Annotated in this window: 19 protein-coding genes; 11 read left to right on the plus strand and 8 right to left on the minus strand. The window is 66.8% G+C overall.

Annotation, left to right across the window (positions count from 1 at the left end; genetic code table 11):
- Positions 1-34 precede the first annotated feature (34 nt).
- On the plus strand, positions 35-859 hold the full coding sequence (locus AC1VVG_RS20805) for a phosphate/phosphite/phosphonate ABC transporter substrate-binding protein (protein WP_482836110.1): 825 nt from the start codon (positions 35-37) through the stop codon (positions 857-859).
- Between the two features lie 40 nt (positions 860-899).
- Here the strand turns inward: AC1VVG_RS20805 and dbpA are convergent, their stop codons facing one another.
- The 5 genes from dbpA to AC1VVG_RS20830 form a co-directional block, all read right to left on the minus strand.
- Positions 900-2,303, minus strand: a complete 1,404-nt coding sequence (gene dbpA, locus AC1VVG_RS20810) for an ATP-dependent RNA helicase DbpA (RefSeq protein WP_034189661.1) — start codon at positions 2,301-2,303, stop codon at positions 900-902.
- Between the two features lies 1 nt (position 2,304).
- Entirely contained in the window at positions 2,305-2,502 is a 198-nt protein-coding gene (locus AC1VVG_RS20815; RefSeq protein WP_006483193.1) for a hypothetical protein, read from the minus strand.
- A 255-nt stretch (positions 2,503-2,757) separates the two neighbouring features.
- A complete protein-coding gene (gene mqo / locus AC1VVG_RS20820) occupies positions 2,758-4,401 on the minus strand; it encodes a malate dehydrogenase (quinone) (RefSeq protein WP_034189660.1) in 1,644 nt (547 codons plus the stop codon).
- Between the two features lie 538 nt (positions 4,402-4,939).
- Positions 4,940-5,245: a hypothetical protein gene (locus tag AC1VVG_RS20825; protein WP_059556397.1), complete on the minus strand. Its 306-nt coding sequence runs from the start codon at positions 5,243-5,245 to the stop codon at positions 4,940-4,942.
- Between the two features lie 69 nt (positions 5,246-5,314).
- On the minus strand, positions 5,315-5,803 hold the full coding sequence (locus AC1VVG_RS20830; protein WP_034189659.1) for an Lrp/AsnC family transcriptional regulator: 489 nt from the start codon (positions 5,801-5,803) through the stop codon (positions 5,315-5,317).
- A gap of 129 nt (positions 5,804-5,932) precedes the next feature.
- Here AC1VVG_RS20830 and AC1VVG_RS20835 point away from each other — a divergent pair, with 129 nt between their 5' ends.
- Both AC1VVG_RS20835 and AC1VVG_RS20840 read left to right on the plus strand, forming a co-directional pair.
- On the plus strand, positions 5,933-6,970 hold the full coding sequence (locus tag AC1VVG_RS20835) for a histone deacetylase family protein (protein ID WP_034189658.1): 1,038 nt from the start codon (positions 5,933-5,935) through the stop codon (positions 6,968-6,970).
- A 69-nt stretch (positions 6,971-7,039) separates the two neighbouring features.
- Positions 7,040-8,182, plus strand: coding sequence for a branched-chain amino acid ABC transporter substrate-binding protein (locus AC1VVG_RS20840; RefSeq protein WP_482836112.1), 1,143 nt, complete (start codon positions 7,040-7,042; stop codon positions 8,180-8,182).
- 43 nt (positions 8,183-8,225) lie between these two features.
- Here AC1VVG_RS20840 and AC1VVG_RS20845 read toward each other — a convergent pair whose 3' ends face one another.
- Positions 8,226-8,648, minus strand: a complete 423-nt coding sequence (locus tag AC1VVG_RS20845; RefSeq protein ID WP_301741272.1) for an NUDIX hydrolase — start codon at positions 8,646-8,648, stop codon at positions 8,226-8,228.
- A gap of 222 nt (positions 8,649-8,870) precedes the next feature.
- Positions 8,871-9,740 carry a mechanosensitive ion channel family protein gene (locus AC1VVG_RS20850; RefSeq protein ID WP_034189655.1) on the minus strand — a complete coding sequence of 290 codons (870 nt, stop codon included), beginning with the start codon at positions 9,738-9,740 and terminating at the stop codon, positions 8,871-8,873.
- 288 nt (positions 9,741-10,028) lie between these two features.
- Between AC1VVG_RS20850 and AC1VVG_RS20855 the strand changes: the two genes are divergently transcribed.
- From AC1VVG_RS20855 to AC1VVG_RS20890, 8 genes are all read left to right on the plus strand, one after another.
- Positions 10,029-11,396 (plus strand): M23 family metallopeptidase, encoded by a 1,368-nt coding sequence (locus tag AC1VVG_RS20855; RefSeq protein WP_124609164.1) that lies wholly within the window; start codon positions 10,029-10,031, stop codon positions 11,394-11,396.
- Positions 11,397-11,584: 188 nt separating this feature from the next.
- Positions 11,585-12,823, plus strand: coding sequence for a catalase family peroxidase (locus tag AC1VVG_RS20860; protein ID WP_482836115.1), 1,239 nt, complete (start codon positions 11,585-11,587; stop codon positions 12,821-12,823).
- A complete protein-coding gene (locus AC1VVG_RS20865) occupies positions 12,820-13,386 on the plus strand; it encodes a cytochrome b (protein ID WP_482836117.1) in 567 nt (188 codons plus the stop codon). Before AC1VVG_RS20860 ends, AC1VVG_RS20865 begins: the two co-directional genes overlap by 4 nt.
- 176 nt (positions 13,387-13,562) lie before the next feature.
- Positions 13,563-13,754: a hypothetical protein gene (locus tag AC1VVG_RS20870; protein ID WP_156444716.1), complete on the plus strand. Its 192-nt coding sequence runs from the start codon at positions 13,563-13,565 to the stop codon at positions 13,752-13,754.
- A 121-nt stretch (positions 13,755-13,875) separates the two neighbouring features.
- Entirely contained in the window at positions 13,876-17,217 is a 3,342-nt protein-coding gene (locus AC1VVG_RS20875) for an autotransporter family protein (protein WP_482836118.1), read from the plus strand.
- A gap of 139 nt (positions 17,218-17,356) precedes the next feature.
- Entirely contained in the window at positions 17,357-17,506 is a 150-nt protein-coding gene (locus tag AC1VVG_RS20880) for a hypothetical protein (RefSeq protein WP_154233778.1), read from the plus strand.
- A 307-nt stretch (positions 17,507-17,813) separates the two neighbouring features.
- Positions 17,814-18,176 (plus strand): type II toxin-antitoxin system RelE/ParE family toxin, encoded by a 363-nt coding sequence (locus AC1VVG_RS20885; RefSeq protein WP_482836119.1) that lies wholly within the window; start codon positions 17,814-17,816, stop codon positions 18,174-18,176.
- Entirely contained in the window at positions 18,169-18,501 is a 333-nt protein-coding gene (locus AC1VVG_RS20890) for a helix-turn-helix domain-containing protein (protein WP_482836120.1), read from the plus strand. The genes AC1VVG_RS20885 and AC1VVG_RS20890 overlap by 8 nt, the downstream gene beginning before the upstream one ends.
- 55 nt (positions 18,502-18,556) lie before the next feature.
- Here AC1VVG_RS20890 and AC1VVG_RS20895 read toward each other — a convergent pair whose 3' ends face one another.
- Positions 18,557-19,396 carry an AraC family transcriptional regulator gene (locus AC1VVG_RS20895; protein WP_200086946.1) on the minus strand — a complete coding sequence of 280 codons (840 nt, stop codon included), beginning with the start codon at positions 19,394-19,396 and terminating at the stop codon, positions 18,557-18,559.
- Positions 19,397-19,476: the final 80 nt, after the last annotated feature.

Raw genomic sequence — 19,476 nt, forward strand, 5'->3', positions numbered from 1 at the left:
CATCGGGGCCGCCGCCGATGCGTAGAATGCCCGCATGAGCCCATCGATCGCCGTACTCCCGATGTACAACGTGACGCCGCGCCACGCCGCCCTGTGGCGTGCGCTGTTGCGCGACACGCTCGATGCGTTCGCGCAGGCGGGCGGCCCCGCCGACGTCGCGCTGCCCGACGATCCGTTCGACGACCTGCACGCGCTGTGGCGGCGCGACGATCTGCTGCTGTCGCAGACCTGCGGCTATCCGTACCGGATGCTCGGCCTGCGCGACGTCGTGCGCTTGATCGCGACGCCCGCCTTCGACGCGGACGGCTGCGACGGCGCGCGCTACAGCAGCGTGCTGGTCGTGTCGGCGCGTGTGCACGCGGGCGGCGCGACGACGCTCGCCGCATGCCGGGGGCTGCGCGCCGCATTCAACGGCGAGGATTCACACAGCGGGATGAACGCATTCCGGCACGCGGTCGCGCCGCATGCGCATGACGGACGCTTCTTCGGCGCGGTCACGCCGTTCGGCTCGCACGTGAACGTGCTGCGTGCGCTGGCGGCGGGCGAGGCCGATTGCGCGTCGATCGACTGCGTGACGTTTGCCTATGTGCGCGATGCGCTGCCCGATCTGCTGAAGGACATCCGGGTGATCGGCACGACGGCCTCCGCGCCGGGATTGCCGTTCATCGCGTCGCGGGCACTGCCGGAAACGCAGGTCGGCGCATTGCGGGAGGCGCTCGATCGGGCGGTGGCCGCCGACGCGGAACGGGCGCGCGTGCTGCGGCTGAAGGGATTCGAGCGGCTGTCGCCGGCCGACTACGACACGATTGCGCGGCTCGCGGAGGACGCGGCCGCGCACGGCTATCCGGAACTGGCGTGAAGCGCGGCGCGGCGCGCGGCATGGCGCGCCGCGTCGCGCGTCATGCGTCGTCTTCGTCCATCAACCGGACCTTGACCCGCTTGCCCTTGATCTTCCCCGCATTGAGCTTGCGCAACGCGTCGCGCGCGACGCCGCGCTCGATCGCGACATAGGTCGAGAACTCGGTCACGTTGATCTTGCCGATCTGCTTGCCGTCGAACCCGGCGTCGCCGGTCAGCGCGCCGAGCACGTCGCCCGGGCGGATCTTGTCCTTGCGCCCGCCGAGGATCTGCAGCGTTTCCATCGGCGGCAGCAGCACGCTGTCGTCCGCCGGCTTCAGTTCCGCGAGCGGATGCCATTCGACGTCGCGCTTCTGCGCCTGTTCGATCGCGCCGACGCGGCCCATCTCGTCCATGCTCGCGAGGCTCAGCGCCCAGCCTTGCTGATCCGCGCGGCCGGTGCGGCCGATGCGGTGCACATGCACTTCGGGGTCGGGCGTCACGTCGACGTTGATCACCGCTTCGAGCTGCGCGATGTCGAGCCCGCGCGCGGCGACGTCGGTCGCCACCAGCACCGAGCAGCTGCGGTTCGCGAACTGGATCAGCACCTGGTCGCGCTCACGCTGGTCGAGCTCGCCGTGCAGCGCCAGCGCGTGGAAACCCTGCGCATGCAGCACGTCGAGCAGGTCGCGGCACTGCTGCTTCGTATTGCAGAACGCGATCGTGCTCACCGGCCGGTAGTGGTTCAGCAGCTGGCCCACCGCGTGCAGCCGCTCGTTCTCGGTCACCTCGTAGAAGCGCTGGCGGATCTTGCTGTCGTCGTGGCGCTCCTCGAGCTTGACTTCCTTCGGGTTGCGCAGGAACTGCTGGCTCAGCTTCGCGATGCCGTCCGGATAGGTCGCGGAGAACAGCAGCGTCTGGCGCGTGGTCGGGCACATCCGCGCGACCTTCGCGATGTCGTCGAAGAAGCCCATGTCGAGCATCCGGTCGGCTTCGTCGAGCACCAGCGTGTTCAGCGCGTCGAGCTTCAGGTTGCCGCGGTCGAGGTGATCCATGATGCGGCCGGGCGTGCCGACGACGATGTGCGCGCCGTGTTCGAGGCTTTGCGCCTGCGGGCGCATCGGCGTGCCGCCGCACAGCGTCAGCACCTTCACGTTTTCTTCGGCACGTGCGAGGCGGCGCACTTCCTGCGCGACCTGGTCGGCCAGCTCGCGCGTCGGGCACAGGATCATCGCCTGCACGTCGAAGCGGCGCGCGTCGAGGCGCGCGAGCAGCGCGAGCGAGAACGCGGCGGTCTTGCCGCTCCCCGTCTTCGCCTGGGCGATCAGGTCCTGGCCGGCCAGCGCGACCGGCAGGCTCGCGGCCTGGATCGGCGTCATGTCGACATAGCCGAGCTGCGCGAGGTTCGCGAGCGTGGCGGGCGTCAGTGGCAGCGCGCTGAAGGGCGTGGGCGTCGATTGGGTCATGTCAGGACAGGTCTCCGAGGTAGGGGCGGCCTTCCATCTGCTCGTAGACGACGTTGCCTTCGTCGTCCTCGAAGCGTTCGAGGTAGTTGCGCGCGCCGCACAGCGGGCAGCGGAACAGCAGCCCCTGGCCTTCGTCCTTGATGACGACGTCGGACTGCTCCCACTGCGTGCCGCAGCTCTGGTTTCTGCAGGTAAACACGGTCTTTCTCCAGCTGAATTCGGTTGATGGCGCGCCCGGGCGGGCGCGGCAACGGCGGGCGGCGCTCGCGCGGCTCGGGCGCGGGCCGCACCGGCGGTGGCTCGGGTTGTGTCGATGCGGATGATGGATCGGGCGGCGACGGGGTCGCGCGTGCCGCAATTCTAGCGGATGCGGGGGCGTCCGCCCGGCGCGCGCCAAGAAAAACGGCCGCCCCGGAGGGCGGCCGTGCGGCGTGGCGAAACGGGGCCGGGCGCGTTACAGCGCCATGTCGGCCGACGCCTTCGCCGGGCGGGCTGGCGCGTTACCGGCCGGCTGCGACGGCACGCCGAGGTCGATCTTCGGCGGCGGCGACAGCTGCAGCACGTCGCTCGTGTAGGTCCATTCCTCGACGACCTTCGCCGGGCTGTCGTTCAGCTTCGTGCCGTAGCTCGGCACGATCTGGCGGATCTTCTGCTGCCACTCGGGCGTCGCGACCTTGTCCTTGAACACCTTCTTCATCAGGTTCAGCATGATCGGCGCGGCCGTCGACGCGCCCGGCGATGCGCCGAGCAGGCCCGCGATGCTGCCGTCCTGCGACGCGACGATCTCGGTGCCGAGCTTCAGCACGCCGCCCTTGACCGGGTCGCGCTTGATGATCTGCACGCGCTGACCGGCCTGCCACAGGCGCCAGTCTTCCTTCTTCGCGTTCGGGAAGTATTCCTTCAGCGCGTTGAAGCGATCGTCGTCCGACAGCATCAGCTGGCCGGCGAGGTACTGGACCAGCGGGAATTCGTCGACGCCCACCCGCATCATCGGCGCGACGTTGTGCAGGTTGGTGCTCTTCGCGAGGTCGAAGTACGAGCCGTTCTTCAGGAACTTGGTCGAGAACGTCGCGAACGGCCCGAACAGGATGATCTTCTTGCCGTCGATGATCCGCGTGTCGAGGTGCGGCACCGACATCGGCGGCGAGCCGACCGACGCCTTGCCGTAGGCCTTCGCGAGGTGCTGCTTCACGACCTCGGGGTTGTCGGTCACGAGGAACGAGCCGCCGACCGGGAACGCGCCGTAGTCCTTCGCCTCGGGGATGCCCGACGCCTGCAGCAGGTGCAGTGCACCGCCGCCCGCGCCGATGAACACGAACTTCGCGTCGACGGCTTGCGGCGGTTCATCCGAGTGCAGCTTGACCCACGACACGTGCCACGTGCCGTCGGCATTGCGCGTGATCTCGCGCACTTCGCTCGACAGCGACAGCGTGAAGTTCGGCTGCGTCTTCAGGTAGCCGACGAACTGGCGCGTGATCTCGCCGAAGTTCACGTCGGTGCCGATCGGCGTCCACGTCGCCGCGACCTTCTGGTTGCGGTCGCGGCCTTCCATCATCAGCGGTACCCACTGCTTGATCTGGTCGTAGTCTTCCGAATACTGCATCCCGCGGAACAGCGGGCTCGCCTGCAGCGCCTCGTAGCGCTTCTTCAGGAAGCGCACGTTGTCGTCGCCCCACACGAAGCTCATATGCGGCGTCGAGTTGATGAACGAGTGCGGGTTCTTCAGCACGCCCTGCTTGACCTGCCACGCCCAGAACTGGCGCGAGATCTGGAACGACTCGTTGATCTCGATCGCCTTCGAGATGTCGATCTTGCCGTCCGCCTTCTCCGGCGTGTAGTTCAGTTCGGCGAGCGCCGAGTGGCCGGTGCCGGCGTTGTTCCAGCCGTTCGAGCTTTCCAGCGCGACGCCGTCGAGGCGTTCGACCATCGTCATCGACCAGTCGGGCTGGAGTTCGTGCAGCCAGACGCCGAGCGTCGAGCTCATGATGCCGCCGCCCACCAGCAGGACGTCGACCTTCTTCGTATCGGCGGCGTGCGCGGACGACGTCGCGACGCACAGCGCGAGCGCCGACAGTATTACCCGTAACGTTTTGATCACAGCAGATCCCTTTTTCAACTTGGATACATCGGTTTGCCATGCCGCCCGGCGCGCGGTTCCATTGCGCCGGCATGCGGATCCGGAGATCCGGATCGCGAATCCGGAATTCCGGATCGACGCGATGCGCCGTTGCATTTGCGCACGCGCGGCCGTTCGGAAGGACACCTTCGGATCGGCTTCCCGCGGGCAGGCAATCGCAGCATCGCGAGGGTGCGCAACGTGCCCGGGCCCTTGTGGCAAGCCTCGGCGGAACGCGCTTCAGGCTGCGTGGAAAGGCGCCGCGCGCGATGCGTTTTTGCGGGGGCGGGGTGGCAAGGGGCGCGTAATATAACCGAACTCGGACAACGTGTCGCAGACGACGAATGCCCCTGTTTTCGTGGGGTTTTTTGCGTGTCCGGGTTTCCGGAATGACGGCGCGCGAGGCGGGAAAACCGGCGGGGTCGGAAGCGCGAAATGCGGGCGACGGACACGCCGTGCGCCACGCGGGTACGTCATCGGGCCGCGGCGTTGCACCGCGCCCCGTTCACGTCGAATCACTTCACTTCGCTTCGCCGTTCCGGCAGAACTGCGCGTAGGCCGGTGCCGAATTCGCGAAGCCATGTGCCTTCGCGAGTTCCCACGGACGCTCGCACTGCTGCGTATGCTCGCACCATGCGTAGCCGGCCGAGCCGATGCAGCCGTGTGCGTCGCGATCGCCGCCGACGATCGGCGGAGCCGCTTGCGCGGAGGGACCGGCCGGCGCCGATGCACTGGCCGGCGCGGACGATTGCGCGGCGCAGGCGCTCAATGCGAATGCGCAGGCGATCGCGGCGGCCAACGACGCGGCGGGAAGGTAGCGTTTCATCGGGTAGCGCTCCATGGGATGACGATCGGTGGCGGATGCCCGCATACGGGCGCATGGACGCGTGATCGATCACGCGTCCGGCACCGGCACGCGCGACGAGAACTTCACCTCGCGCAACGCGAGGCTCGACTGGATCGACGATACGCCGGCCTGCTTTCGCAGCACGCGCTCGACGAATTCCGCATACGCGTCGAGATCGGCCGCGACGACCTGCAGCAGGTAGTCGGCGGCGCCGGTGATCTTGTGGCACGACGTGACTTCGTCGTGACGCCGCATCACCTCCTCGAAGTGATCCGAATCCTGATCCGAGTGCATGTTGAACGTGACCTGCACGAACGCGAACACGTTCATGCCGAGCGCGCGGCGGTCGAGGTTCGCCTGGTAGCCGGTGATCACGTGCTCGTCCTCGAGCCGCTTGCGGCGGCGCCAGCACGGCGTGACGCTCAGCGACAGCTTCTCGCCGAGCGTCGCGTTCGACAGCGCGCCGTCTTCCTGCAGCAGGCGGAGCATTGCGCGGTCGACACCGTCCAGTTCAACCGAAGCGCGATTTTTGCTCATATCCGGTGTCTCGTAGACAGATTTCTCAAAATTGTACGAAACGAAGAAGCGAAAAGCAAAGTTATTGCCGGCCGGCGTCAATAGACTGTTACCACCCCATTCCCCTGGTCATCACGGCAACGGTCAATCATGCTCACGGTCTACAGCAGCGATCACCACCTGCATCGCGGCGTCGAACTGAAGGACGGCGCGATAACCGAGTCGTTCGAAAACCCGCTTCGCGCCGAAACGGTGCTCGCGCAGGTCCGCACGGCGGGCCTCGGCGACGTGATCGCGCCGCGTGCGTTCGACCGCGCAAGCTACGCCGGCGCGCACAGCGCGCGCTACGTCGATTTCCTCGCCGGCGCGTGGGACGAATGGACGGCGACCGGCCGCACCTGCCAGGCGCTGCCGCTCGTGTGGCCGGTGCGCGCGATGCCGGCGTCGGCCGCGCTGCCCGATTTCATCGACGGCAAGCTCGGCTTCTTCGCGATGGATGCCGGCGCGCCGATCAACGCGGGCACGTGGGACGCGGTGAGCGCGAGCGCGAACTCGGCGCTCACCGGTGCCGACCTGCTGTCGGGCGGCGGCGCGCGCGCGGCGTTCGCGCTGTGCCGCCCGCCCGGCCATCACGCGGGCCGCGAGTACATGGGCGGCTACTGCTACCTGAACAACGCGGCGATCGCGGCACAGCACGGCATCGCGAGCGGTGCCGCGCGCGTCGCGGTGCTCGACGTCGATTTCCACCACGGCAACGGCACGCAGGACATCTTCTACACGCGGCCGGACGTGCTGTTCGCGTCGCTGCACGGCGAGCCGTCGGTGTCGTACCCGTACTTCTCCGGCTATCCGGACGAGCGCGGCGAGGGGGCGGGAGCAGGCTTCAACCTGAACCTGCCACTGCCGAAGGGCACGCAGTGGGACACCTACTCGGCGGCGCTTGGCCACGCCGCGGCGGCGATCGCGCGGCACGCGCCCGACCTGCTCGTCGTGTCGCTCGGCGTCGACACGTTCGAGCACGACCCGATCAGCCATTTCAAGCTGCGCTCGCCCGACTTCCTGCGGATCGGCGAGGCGCTCGCGCGCCTGAACCTGCCGACGCTGTTCGTGATGGAAGGCGGCTACATGGTCGACGAGATCGGCATCAACGCGGTGAACGTCCTGCTGGGATTCGAAGGGCGCGCGTGAGCGCATGCGCGGCCTTCGACGAACGACGGATCCGGACACGAACGAAGCGTGATTAAAGAGGAGACAGGCATGAACCGGCATCACAAGACGGCACTCGCCACCGCGGCCGCACTGACGTGCGCGCTGGCTGCATGGCCCGCGCATGCGGACGACATCGTGCGCATCGGGCACGTCGCGCCGCTGACCGGCGCGATCGCGCATCTCGGCAAGGACAGCGAGAACGGCGCGCGGCTCGCGGTCGAGGAAATCAACGCGAAGGGCCTGACGATCGGCGGCCGGAAAGTCACGCTGCAACTCGACGCGCAGGACGACGCGGGCGATCCGCGCACCGCGACGCAGGTCGCGCAGCGGCTCGTCGACGACAGGGTCGTCGGCGTCGTCGGCCATCACAACTCGGGCACGTCGATCCCGGCGTCGCGCGTGTATCGCGACGGCGGCATCGTGCAGATCTCGCAGGCCGCGACCAATCCGACGTACACGCAGCAGGGGTTCAAGACGACCTATCGCGTCGTCGCGACCGACGCGCAGCAGGGGCCGGCGCTCGCGATGTATGCGGCGAAGCACCTGGGCATCAAGACGGTCGCCGTGGTCGACGATGCGACCGCGTACGGGCAGGGACTCGCGACGGAGTTCGAGAAGGCCGCGCAATCGGCCGGGATGAAGGTCGTGTCGCGCGACGCGACCAACGACAAGGCGATCGATTTCCGCGCGATCCTCACGAAGATCAAGAGCGAGAACCCGGACGCGATCATGTACGGCGGAATGGATGCGACGGGCGGCCCGCTCGCGAAGCAGGCACGCCAGCTCGGCCTGCGCGCGAAGCTCCTCGCCGGCGACGGCGTGTGCTCGACCGACCTGCCGAAGCTCGCGGGCCCGGCGTCGGACAACGTCGTGTGCTCCGAAGCCGGCATCGCGCTCGAGAAGATGCCGGGCGGCGCGGCATTCGCGAAACGCTACGAAGCGCGCTATCACCAGCCGATGCAGGTGTATGCGCCGTTCTCGTACGACGCGGTGTACATCATCGTCGACGCGATGAAGCGCGCGAATTCGACGAACCCGGCGAAGGTGCTGGCCGCGATGCCGGCCACCGACTATCGCGGCGTGATCGGCGAGACGAGCTTCACGCCGCAGGGCGACCTGAAGCACGGCGGGATCTCGGTATTCACGTACAGGGGCGGCAAGAAGGCACTGCTCGACATCGTGAAGATGTGACGCGGTGCGCGCCGGTATCGTGCGCCCGTCGCACGCGCGGACCTCAGGCCGCGATATCGGCGAACACGTCGTGGTCGATCACGCCGGGCACGAGGCGCGGCTGCCGCAGCCAGTCGAACGCGAGTTCGACGACGAGCGGTGTCGGCCGGCTGCAATGCAGCGACCCGACGGACTCGCGGTCGATCCACACGCAATGCGCGATCTCGCTCATCGGGCGCGCGATCGCATCCGGATCGATCTCGGCGAGAAACACGTGGTGCACCTTGTGCGCGCCTGCGATCCGGAACAGATAGCGGGCATTGCCGCACGCGAGCCCGGTTTCCTCGAGCAGCTCGCGGCGCGCGGCGTCGCGCAACGATTCGCCGGGCCGCGGCGTGCCGCCGGGCAGTACCCAGCGGGCATTCAACCGGGCGACCAGCAGGATCCGGTCGCCGCGTCGGCACAGCACGGTGGCGCGTTCTTTCATGCGGGTTTCCCGATTGAATGCCCGTGTGTCGAATCGACGGGCAAAAAAACGCCGCTCGGCAAGAGCGGCGAAGAACGGAGATGGATACTGGCGTGTGCCGGACGGGATGACCGCTTCATCCGGCACGCTCATTGTGGCGAGCGTCGCACGCGCAGTGAATCAGACAAGTCTGATTTGAGCGCGGCCAGCGGGCGCATCGCTCCGGAGCGATGTCCCCGCCGCTTACACCCGCTGCGCGCGTGCGCCGTCCGTGCGGCGTTCGGCGTCGTGCACGATGTGCAGTTCACGCGTGCGGATCGGCAGCGCGCAGTCCGCGTCGGCGAGCGTCTTGCGCACCTGGCGCGCGAGGCGCCAGCGCATCGCCCAGAACGTGTCGGTATGGGTCCACACGCGCAGGTTCGCGACGGCCGTGCTGTCGTCGAAGCGCATCACCATCACGTCGGGCGCGGGATCCTGCAGCGCGTCGGGGTCGGCCGCGGCCAGCGCGCGCAGCGCGTCGAGCGCGCGATCGATATCGTCGTGTACCGACACGTCCACTTCGAGATCGAGGCGGCGCGTCGGGTTGCGCGTGTAGTTGCGGATCGCGCTGCCCCACAGCGCGCTGTTCGGCACGTATTCGCAGATGCCGTCCGGCTTCGTCAGCCGCGTCATGAAGAGCCCGACCTCGTCGACGGTGCCCGCGACGCCGGTGCCGCCGTCGATGTAGTCGCCCACCTTGAACGGCCGCAGCAGCAACAGCATGATGCCCGCCGCGATGTTCTGCATCGTGCCCTGCAGCGCGAGCCCGATCGCGAGGCCGGCGGCCCCGAGTACCGCGATGAGGCTCGCGGTCTCGATGCCGAGCTGCGACAGCGCGCCGACGATCGCGACGATGCGGATGCCCCAGACGGCGACGTCGCAGAGGATCGGCCGCAGCGTGTCGTCGACGCGTTCCTTGTTCGCGAGCAGCCGGTTCAGCCAGCGGCCGATGCGTTTGGACAGCCACCAGCCGGCGACGAGCAGCGCCAGGCCGGCGCAGAGCCGGAGGGAGAGCGTGGACAACGCGTTCCACAGGAACGTCCAGCGTTCCGGATGAAATTGATCGAGAAACATGACGGGATTCCGGGTTGAAGACAGGGGCGCGGTATATCGTGCGCAGGCAGCCTTCGACTCTACCCGGCGCACGGCGGTTCGCGCGATTGCACGGGGTCGGACGGTGGAAACGCAATTTCGTTCGTGTACTAAAAGGCATTTTCCAAAAATAAGATTGGTCCTATTTAGCCGAAGTGGGTACGCCGATACACTCGGTTTCAAGTTGCCGGGCCGCGCCGATCATGGTTCGTGATGCCCGGTTTTTCCGTGTTTTTTCCCGATTTTTCATTGATAGCGAGTGACGACGTCATGCGGTTAGACCTGCGTTCCCGTCTCGCACGCGAACAAGGTCGACCCGCCGAGCGCGGCGTCCGATGTTTTCCGACGCTCCGCGCGCTGATGCGCGGTGTCGCCGCGGCGGCCTGCGTGGCCGGCGCGCACGGGTCGGCGGCGCAAGCGGTGCACGATGCCGCCTTCGCACCGGCGACCGCGGAATCCAGCGACCTTGCCGGCGTGCCTTTTTTCAGTTCCGCCCGAACGACGTGGGGCGGTTTGCGCGCGTCGGTCGTGCCGCTCGACGTCGCGTACGCATCGTACGCGTTGCACGGGCCGCCGGCCGCCGAGCGCGACGGCCCCGTTGCCCGCTTCGGTGCATGCGTGGCTTACCGCGTGCTGTGCGAGGCGGCACGCGGCGCGGTCGAACGCAGTTATGCAGCGCGGTTCGATTACGGCCTTGCGTCGCCGTTGCCCGCGCTGGATCCGCCATCGGTGCCCGGGCGTCCCGCCGTCGATCTCGCATCGGCCGAGGCGTTCACGCTCGCGCCGCCCAGCCGCGGCACCCGTGCCGGCGCGATCACCGGCACCTTGCGGGCGTCGCTGGCGCGCGCCGAACTGCCGGCCGGCGTCGCCGCGCAGATCACCCGCTTGCTGGCCGGACGCGTCGATCCGACGCAGCGTGGTGCGGCCGGCGACACCTTCCGCGTCGCCTTCGAATCCGACGGCAGGGCGAAGCAGCCGGGCCGTGCACGCGTGACGGCGCTCGATATCCGCTTTCGCGGGCAGCGGGTCGCGGCCGTATGGTTCGTGCCCGATGCGCGCGCGCCCGGCGCGTACTACGACCTCGACGGCATGCCGCTCGCTGGTTCGCGGTTTGCCATGCCGGTCGCCGCGACGCGGATCAGCTCGCATTTCGGTGCGCGCGTGCATCCGGTGAGCGGCGCGCGTCACGTGCATTCCGGCGTCGATCTCGCGGCGCCGGCCGGGCGCGCGGTGCATGCGTCGGAGCGCGGCGTCGTGACGTTCATCGGCACCGAGCCGCGCGGTTATGGCAAGTACGTGGTGATCCGTCATGACGGCGGTTATGCGTCGTACTACGCGCACCTGTCGGCGTTCGACCCGGCGTTGCGAACCGGCATGCGGGTCGTGCGCGGCCAGCGCGTCGGTGCGGTCGGCAGCACGGGGACGGCCACCGGCCCGCATCTGCACTTCGAGGTGCGCAGGCATGCCCGCCTTGTCGATCCGATCGCGCTGGTGCAGGCGGCCAAAGCGGCGAAGCTCAAGGGGGAGCAACGCGTGGCGTTCCGCCGCGTGGCGCGCGATGCGCGCACGCAACTGGCGTTGGCGGCGCTGGCGCAGCCGGTGGCAATGTCGAAGGTCGATGCGCCGCGGGCGGGTTGACCGCCAGCCTCCGAAGTCCGTCGATGCCGGTCGCAATGACCGGCATCGTTGCGTGGGCCAACCGGTGCTCCGTCGCCACCGAATGTGCGCGTCGCCGGCGCTCGTACGGCAGGACGGGGCCTACGTCCGTCCGGTGCTTTCAGCCCAGTCCGATGTACCCGTCTTCGTCCCGTCGCTAAGATTTTCGTATGCAACGCGCATGGCGATTTCCGCAGGTGATCGTCGCTGTCGCGTTCGCGCGTCAATCGGCTCGATCGCGCGCGCCGGATGGTGTCCGCAGGCGTGTCGACGCTTCATGTGTCGACGGCCGCGGCGCGGAATGCGCGACGACACAACGGGATGAAAAACCATCTATGTCAAAACTTGACCTCACATCGAAACGCACCTGGAGCGCACTGGCGGCGATCGCGGTCGTGGCCGGCGCACTGACGTCCGCGCTCGCGTGGGCGGCGGGCTGGATCGGATCGCGCACGACGAGCGCATCGCTGGTGTCCGAGACGCCGCAGCCGTTTCCGCCGGGCTTTCGCCGCGCGCACGGCAAGGGCATCTGTTTTGCCGGCACCTTTCGTCCCGACAGCGCGGCGGTGCCGTTGTCGACCGCGCGCGTCTTCACGCAGGCGGATATTCCCGTCGTCGGGCGGCTCTCGATCGGGACCGGCAGTCCGCATGCGGCGGACAGTTCCACGACGACGCTGAGCATGGCCCTGCTGCTGACGACCGACGACAAGCAGCAATGGCGGATGGCCATGAACAACCAGCCGTACTTCGCGACACACGAACCGGAAGGTTTTCTGGCGATGCAGCGGGCAACGGCTCCCGATCCGGCCACCGGCCAACCCGACCCGGAGCGGTTAGCCGCTTTTCTGAAGGCGTACCCGGAGGCTGAGAAGTTCATGAAATGGGCGGCACGGGAACCGGCACCGGGCAGCTTCGCCGGCGCGACGTTCCATAGCGTCAACGCCTTTTATCTCGTGGCCGCCGACGGGCACCGGCAAGCGGTGCGCTGGATGATGCGCCCGCATGATCCGTTCGTGCCCTTGAGCGATGTTCAACGGCGGAAGGCCGACCACGACTTCCTGTTCGAAGGCGTGCGCGCGCGGCTCGCGCAGAAGCCGCTCTATTGGGACTACGTACTGCAGCTCGCGCAGCCCGGCGATGCCGTGGACGACGCATCGCAGCCGTGGCCGGCCGATCGCAAGCAGATCGTCGCCGGCACGCTGGAAATGACGGGCGTCGTCGAGCAGGCGGAGGGCGCCTGCCGGGACATCAACTTCGATCCTTCGATCGTGCCCGCGGGCGTCGAGGTGTCGAACGATCCGATCCTGAATGCGCGTTCGGGCGCATACGCGCATTCGTTCAATCGCCGCGAGCGGGAAATCGGCTACGGCAAGGCGACCGAGGCGGTCGGCAAGCAGGAGGTCAAATGAGTACGCAAAAGCGCGCGAGCGGCGGCGTGCCGCGCCATTTCAATGCGCTGGCGAGAGGTCTGCACTGGTTGATGGCCGCGATGATCCTGGCCATGCTGTTCATCGGTGCGGGCATGATGACGTCGTTGCATCATCGAATCTGGCTGATCGACCTGCATCGGCCGCTGGGTATCGCAATCCTCGTGCTCGCGCTGCTGCGCGTCGCGAACCGGTTGCACAGCCGGCCGCCCGCACTGCCCGAGAATCTCCCGCATTGGCAGAGGCTGGCCGCGAAGGCATCGCACTGGATGTTGTATGCGCTGATGCTGGCGCTTCCACTGATCGGGTGGGCGCTGCCGTCGGCGGGCGGTTTCCCGATCGTCCTGTTCAAGGGCGTCAACCTGCCGGCGATCGTGCCGGCCAGTCCGACCCTCTTCGCATGGCTGCGCGATGCGCATGGCCTGTTGGCGCGACTGCTGTTCGTCGTCGTCGTGGGCCATCTGTCGGCTGCCCTGGTTCATGCGTGGATCTACCGGGACGGTGTTTTCTCGAGCATGGCACGAGGCGAGCGCCGACGCGGATAAGCGGCCCAGTGTCTGACTGTCGCCGGAGCCTGTCGAATGACGGCTCCGGCGACAGTCGTCCGGCAAGCTGGAATACGTATCGGCCAGTTCGACAATCGAATCGGCGAGCGGGTGTACCGGATGCTGGTCGTCCGCATCGTGCAGAGCAGCATCGTCGAGCGGCATATCGCCAATGCATGGCCAACGAATGGCGGCATTGCGTCAGTATTTCCGAATCGCCCGAAATCCGTCATCCGCACTTTCAGCGTTTTCGTCCAAACCGGCAAATTCAACCGGTTTCCCCGCCGCGCGGCCGCCGCGCCGTCGCGCAAAGGGTTGCTGCAAAGCAGCAGCCCATCCCGTTTCGCTTGTTTCCCAATCCGAAATGAATCGCCGCGTGATTGCCGATATCACGCAATCGCATCTTGCGATTATTTCGAGACAGGTGATATAACCCGGTTCACGCACCGATTTGCAGCAATAACGTCACCAATAAATGCGAGCGGAAAAATGAAAAGAAAGGCGCGGAATCTGGGTTTGGGTGGAGTGGCGATCCTGACCGGCGCAATGCCGGTCGGTACGTATGCGACATGCTCGGCCACCGCGCCGGGCAGCGGCACGACCGTCACGTGTACCGGCGCGAACGCGCCGTCGGTCGTGGCCACGGCCGGCAGCACCAACGTGACGATCAATCTCGATTCGACGGTGACGGGCAGCTACGTGCTGTCGTCCGCGCCGACACCGTTCTCCGTCGACACGTCGAGCACGGTCACCAACAACGGCAACCTGTCGATGTCCGGCAACGGCACGGGCGTCGCGAACCGCGGCGCGGTGCTGCTGGGCGTGAACAACGGCAATACGCTCACCAACGGCGCGGCCGGCGTGATCGCGACGACCGGTCAGTACAACGACGGGATGGCCGCGAACGGCAACAACAACACACTCGTCAACAACGGCACGATCACGACCACCGGCAACAACGCGTACGGGATGACGGCCGCGTGGGGGCAGAGCAATCCGGGCGCGGCGGGCAACCAGATCGTCAATACGGGCACCGTGACGACGTCCGGCAACAACGCGCGTGCGGCGTCGCTGCTCGGCGGCAACGGCACGATCACCAACAGCGGCACGCTGACGTCGAACGGCCGCGATGCGCCGGCCGTCTACATGCAGGGCAACAACGACACGCTGGTCAACAGCGGCACGATCCAGACGACCGGTACCGCGACGAGCGGCGGCAGCGTCGACGCCGTCGTATCGAACACGCTCGGCAGTTCGTTCACGGCGACGATCGCGAACCAGGCCGGCGGCAGGATCATCAGCAACAACGGGATCGGCGTGCGGTCGACCAACGGCGCGACCACCATTACCAACGCGGGGCTGATCCAGGGCGGCGGCGGTACCGCGATCCAGGGCGGCAACGGCAACGTGGCGCTGATCCTGCAGACGGGCTCGCAGATCGTCGGCACGGCGAACGGCGGCGCCGGCGCCAACACGGTGACGCTGCAGGGCACGGGCACCGCGTCGAACGCGTTCACGAACTTCCAGAGCCTGACGATGGCCGGCACCGACTGGACGTGGGCCGGCACCGGCACGTTCTCGACCGCGCTGGTGCAGAGCGGCACGCTGAACCTGACCGGCACGCTCGGCACGACGACGGCGTCGGTCGTCGCGGCCGTCAACGCGGGCGCGACGCTGCAGGCGAATGCGTCGAACCTGCCGCTGTCCGTCACCGACAACGGGCTCGTGCGCTTCCAGCAGGACAGCCCCGGCACGTACACGGGTACGATCGGCGGCTCGGGCGCGGTGGAGAAAACCGGTGCGGGGACGCTGACGGTCACGCCTTCTTCTGCCGGCGGCAACACGTACTCGGGCGGCACGACGATTATGCAGGGCACGCTGTCGGTCGCGGCGGACAACGCGCTCGGTGCGGCGTCGGGAGGCTTGACGTTCAACGGCGGCACATTGCAGCTTGGTAGCTCGTTCAACCTGTCGTCGAGCCGTATGGTGTCGATCACGCCCGGGGGCACCGGCACGATCGATACGCAGGGCTTCAACACGACACTGACGCAGAACTTCACAGGTAATGGCTCCCTGACGAAGCTGGGCAGCGGCACGTTGACGCTGAACGGCCCCAGCAATGTCACAGGTTTCACCCAAATCAAGGCGGGAACGCTGGTGCTTGGCGATGGACTGGGTGGACCTGCCACGATGACCGGTGGCGGCGGGGCGAGGATCGAGCCCGGTGCAACATTCGGCGGTTATGGCAGTGTGGCGGGCGACGTAGTGAACTATGGCACGGTTGCCGTCGCGAACGCATTGACCGGCCTCGCGAGCGGCCGCAACGGCAACCTGGAGATCAAGGGGCTGCTGACGAACGCGGGGCTCTTGCAACTGGGTGGCGCCGGCGTTGGCAACACGCTGACGATCGTCGGTGGCGGCTACATCGGGCAGAACGGGACGGTTGCGCTGAATACTTATCTGGCCGGGGATGGCGCTGCATCGGATCGGCTGATTGTCGGCACAGGCGGTGTCAGCGGCTCGTCGATGCTGAAGGTGACGAACGTGGGCGGCCCCGGCGCGCAGACAACGGGCGACGGCATCCAGGTCGTGCAGCTGAACAATGGCGGGACGTCTGGCGCGGGCGCGTTCTCGCTGTCGGGCGGCACGGTGAGCGCGGGCGCGTATTCGTATTTCCTCGCGAAGGGCGGCACGGCGAACGGCACCGGCGACAACTGGTACCTGCGCAACACGGTACCGCCCAAACCGCAGCCGCCGGTGGTCGAGCCCGGCCAGCCGACGCCGCCGACCGAACCGCCGGTCACGCCGGCCGAAGGCACGCCGGGATCGATCGTTGAAGCTGTCGACAATGCAGGCACCGGCGGTAACCCGGAACCGATCTACCGTCCCGAAGTGCCGCTGTACGCGGAAGCGCCGGCCGTCGCGCGCCAGCTCGGCCTGCTGCAGATCGACACGTTCCATGACCGGCAGGGCGAACAGGGCTTGCTGGCCGAGAACGGTTCGGTGCCCGCGTCATGGGCACGCGTGTGGGGCGGCAAGAGCGACATCAAGCAGAAGGGCGACGTGACGCCGTCGTTCGACGGCACGGTGTGGGGGATGCAGGTCGGGCAGGATCTCTACGCCGATACGACTGCCGGTGGCCATCGCAATCACTACGGCTTCTTCCTCGGCTTCTCGCGCGCGGTCGGTGACGTGAACGGTTTTGCTCTTGCACAGCAGGACATGGGCGTCGGCTCGCTGCAGGTCAATGCGTACAACCTCGGCGGTTACTGGACGCATATCGGCCCGGGCGGCTGGTATACGGATGCGGTCGTGATGGGCAGTGCACTCACGGTGCGCACGCATTCGAACGACAACGTGAGCGGCTCGACGAACGGCAACGCGTTCACGGGTTCGGTCGAAGCGGGCTTCCCGATCGCGCTCGGTTACGGGCTGACGCTGGAGCCGCAGGCGCAACTGGTGTGGCAGTACCTGTCGCTGGACAAGTTCAACGACGGCGTGTCGGATGTCACGTGGAACAACGGCAACACATTCCTCGGCCGGATCGGCGCTCGCCTGCAATACGCGTTCGATTCGAACGGCGTGAGCTGGAAGCCATACCTGCGCGTGAACGTGCTGCGTTCGTTCGGCAGCGACGACAAGACGACATTCGGCGGTTCGACGACGATCGGAACGCAGGTCGCGCAGACGGCCGGTCAGGTCGGCGCGGGGCTGGTCGCGCAACTGACGAAGCGCGGCAGCGTGTATGCGACGGTCAGCTATCTGACGAACCTGGGCGGCGAGCACCAGCGCACGATCACGGGGAATGCGGGTGTGCGGTGGGCGTGGTGAGGGCGCGCCGTGGCAGCGATTCGGCTGCGGCGCGGGCAATCGATGCTCGCATGGGGCATGCGTATCGCAACTAGCAGCAATGCAGCATTTGAAGCTCGTTGCAGCGAGCCCGATCCGGAGAGGCGATGCGTTTGCGATCGTGAAGTTCGACGAGAAGTGCCCGATGGTCGTGCCGACCTTCGATGCCGCGAAGAAAGTGGTGTGTCAGCGACTTGGAGCGCGGGCGCCGCAGCACGCGATAACGGCGCTGATCGACGAGCTGGCCGCGCAGACGATGATTCAGCAGTAAGCGTGTGCGAGCCGGTCACGCCGCTGCCATTGTCGATGACGGCGGATTTCTTCAGAGTACGTGCAACGCAAGAATTAGATCGTTTAGCTAACTGACGAATCGCGAGGAGGTCGCCTTAGAGTCCGAAGGAAGCGTGTAGAGACGCATTGACATGCCGAAGCCAGATACCCGGCTCACCTGGCCTGACGAGCGTGACCTGATCGGGGCTCGTGACCGGCAACGGGCACGTCGCGTTGTCGCGGGAGTCTCAATACATGCGGGTGGTCACGTGTACGTGGTGCGTTGACCGGAAGGACTCGACAGCTTGATGAGAATTAGCAAATTTGCTAACATTGCGATGAAGAAGTGGACGATCCTGTACTACGACGAACGAGTAAAACGTGATGTGTTCGCTTTGCCCAAGGGCATTCTGGCTGGCTACCTCCGACTGATCGAGACGATGGAAGAATACAGTGCGGATCTACGGATGCCGCATTCGCGCGCGATGGGGGAAGGATTGTTTGAGTTGCGCCCGCGAGGTCGCGAGGGCATCGGGCGCGTGTTCTATTGCATGCAGGTGGGGTATGACCTCGTCGTCCTGCATTCCTTCGTCAAGAAGACCCAGGAAACATCCGGCGACGAGTTGCGAATCGCCCGCCGGCGAATGAAGGAGGTACGTAACAATGGCTAAGGCCCGCCGCGCGCATGCAAGCGAGGAGCGGTATGCACCGGTCCGACACACTGCCGAAGACACCGCGCGTCTACTTACCAATCCGGCGATCAAGGCGGAGTACGATGCGCTGGAAGAGGAGTTCACCGCGCTTCGTGCGTTGCTCGACGCGCGTAAAGACGCGGGCCTGACTCAGGCTCAGGTCGCCGAACGAATGGGCACTACGACATCGGCCGTATCCAGGCTCGAAGCTTCGTTTTCGAGCGAGAAGCACTCGCCGTCGTTTGCGACGCTGCGCAAGTACGCCGCAGCGTGCGGCAAGAAGCTCGTCATTTCGTTCGCTTGAACACGCCGGCGTCAGGCGCTGATCAGCCGAAGGTGCGGATACCAAAGTCGACCGCTTACGCCGCCTGTTCGACCGGCAACCAGACTTCCAGCACGCCGACACCCGTCACCGGATCGTAGTCACCGCTGTAGCGCTCGAACTCGGGCGCGTCCACCGCCTTGAATCCCGACGTCGGCAGCCAGCCGTTCCAGATGCTGTGGAAGGTCTGGTGCAACGTCGAGATATGCCCGGCGTGTTCGAACACCGCGTAGCGCTGCGGCGCCAGTTCGACCCAGCGAAACGGCGCGGGCAGCCGGTCGACGCGCGTGACTTCCACGCCCGCGATGTATTCGAAGCTGCCGTCCGCATCGGGATTGCAGCACACGCCGTACGTGACGTCGCCGAGCTGGCCGGGGAAGGACCCGAGGTAGGGGATGAACGCCTGCCAAAGCGCTGGAATCCCTTCGTTGGTTTCGAACGTATAGCGGTCGCTCATGCCCGCAATCAGCCGCGTGCCGGCGGTCTCGAAACGTGACGGCATCACGTCGACGATCTTCAGTTCTTTCATGCGAAGCGGCTCCACAACAGACAATCCGTCGAGCGTGCGCCGTGCCCGCACCTCCTCGGGCGTCATGCCGAAGAGATCGCGGAAGGCGCGCGTAAACGCCTCATGGGAGCCATAACCGGCATCGAGCGCCACGTGCAGGATGTCCGGCGCGCCTTGCGCCAATGCATGCGCTGCGCGCGTCAGCCGCCGCGACCGGACATAGCGCATCACCGGCCAGCCGGTATTCATCGAGAACAGGCGCGAGAAGCCGAAGCGCGTCATGTCGCAATCGGCGGAAATCCTGTCGAGCGTCAGTTCCCTGTCCAGTTCGGTTTCGATAAACCAGAGTGCTTGTCCAACCGGGTGCATGGCGTACCAATGAGGGTGTCGGGTGGACTATATGGTATCGGCGGCCGGGGCATTTGATCGTTCTTGCGCGGCAGCCGTGA

It is taken from the genome of Burkholderia sp. L-4 (assembly GCF_056856535.1).

Coding starts and splice junctions, on each gene's coding strand:
- AC1VVG_RS20840 (WP_482836112.1), top strand. CDS start 7,040: ATGAACCGGCATCACAAGACGGCACTCGCCACCGCGGCCGCACTGACG.
- AC1VVG_RS20885 (WP_482836119.1), top strand. CDS start 17,814: ATGAGAATTAGCAAATTTGCTAACATTGCGATGAAGAAGTGGACGATC.
- AC1VVG_RS20860 (WP_482836115.1), top strand. CDS start 11,585: ATGCAACGCGCATGGCGATTTCCGCAGGTGATCGTCGCTGTCGCGTTC.
- AC1VVG_RS20870 (WP_156444716.1), top strand. CDS start 13,563: ATGGCCAACGAATGGCGGCATTGCGTCAGTATTTCCGAATCGCCCGAA.
- AC1VVG_RS20855 (WP_124609164.1), top strand. CDS start 10,029: ATGCGGTTAGACCTGCGTTCCCGTCTCGCACGCGAACAAGGTCGACCC.
- AC1VVG_RS20835 (WP_034189658.1), top strand. CDS start 5,933: ATGCTCACGGTCTACAGCAGCGATCACCACCTGCATCGCGGCGTCGAA.
- AC1VVG_RS20895 (WP_200086946.1), bottom strand. CDS start 19,396: ATGCACCCGGTTGGACAAGCACTCTGGTTTATCGAAACCGAACTGGAC.
- AC1VVG_RS20850 (WP_034189655.1), bottom strand. CDS start 9,740: ATGTTTCTCGATCAATTTCATCCGGAACGCTGGACGTTCCTGTGGAAC.
- AC1VVG_RS20825 (WP_059556397.1), bottom strand. CDS start 5,245: ATGAAACGCTACCTTCCCGCCGCGTCGTTGGCCGCCGCGATCGCCTGC.
- AC1VVG_RS20875 (WP_482836118.1), top strand. CDS start 13,876: ATGAAAAGAAAGGCGCGGAATCTGGGTTTGGGTGGAGTGGCGATCCTG.
- AC1VVG_RS20865 (WP_482836117.1), top strand. CDS start 12,820: ATGAGTACGCAAAAGCGCGCGAGCGGCGGCGTGCCGCGCCATTTCAAT.
- AC1VVG_RS20830 (WP_034189659.1), bottom strand. CDS start 5,803: ATGAGCAAAAATCGCGCTTCGGTTGAACTGGACGGTGTCGACCGCGCA.
- AC1VVG_RS20845 (WP_301741272.1), bottom strand. CDS start 8,648: ATGAAAGAACGCGCCACCGTGCTGTGCCGACGCGGCGACCGGATCCTG.
- dbpA (WP_034189661.1), bottom strand. CDS start 2,303: ATGACCCAATCGACGCCCACGCCCTTCAGCGCGCTGCCACTGACGCCC.
- AC1VVG_RS20805 (WP_482836110.1), top strand. CDS start 35: ATGAGCCCATCGATCGCCGTACTCCCGATGTACAACGTGACGCCGCGC.
- AC1VVG_RS20890 (WP_482836120.1), top strand. CDS start 18,169: ATGGCTAAGGCCCGCCGCGCGCATGCAAGCGAGGAGCGGTATGCACCG.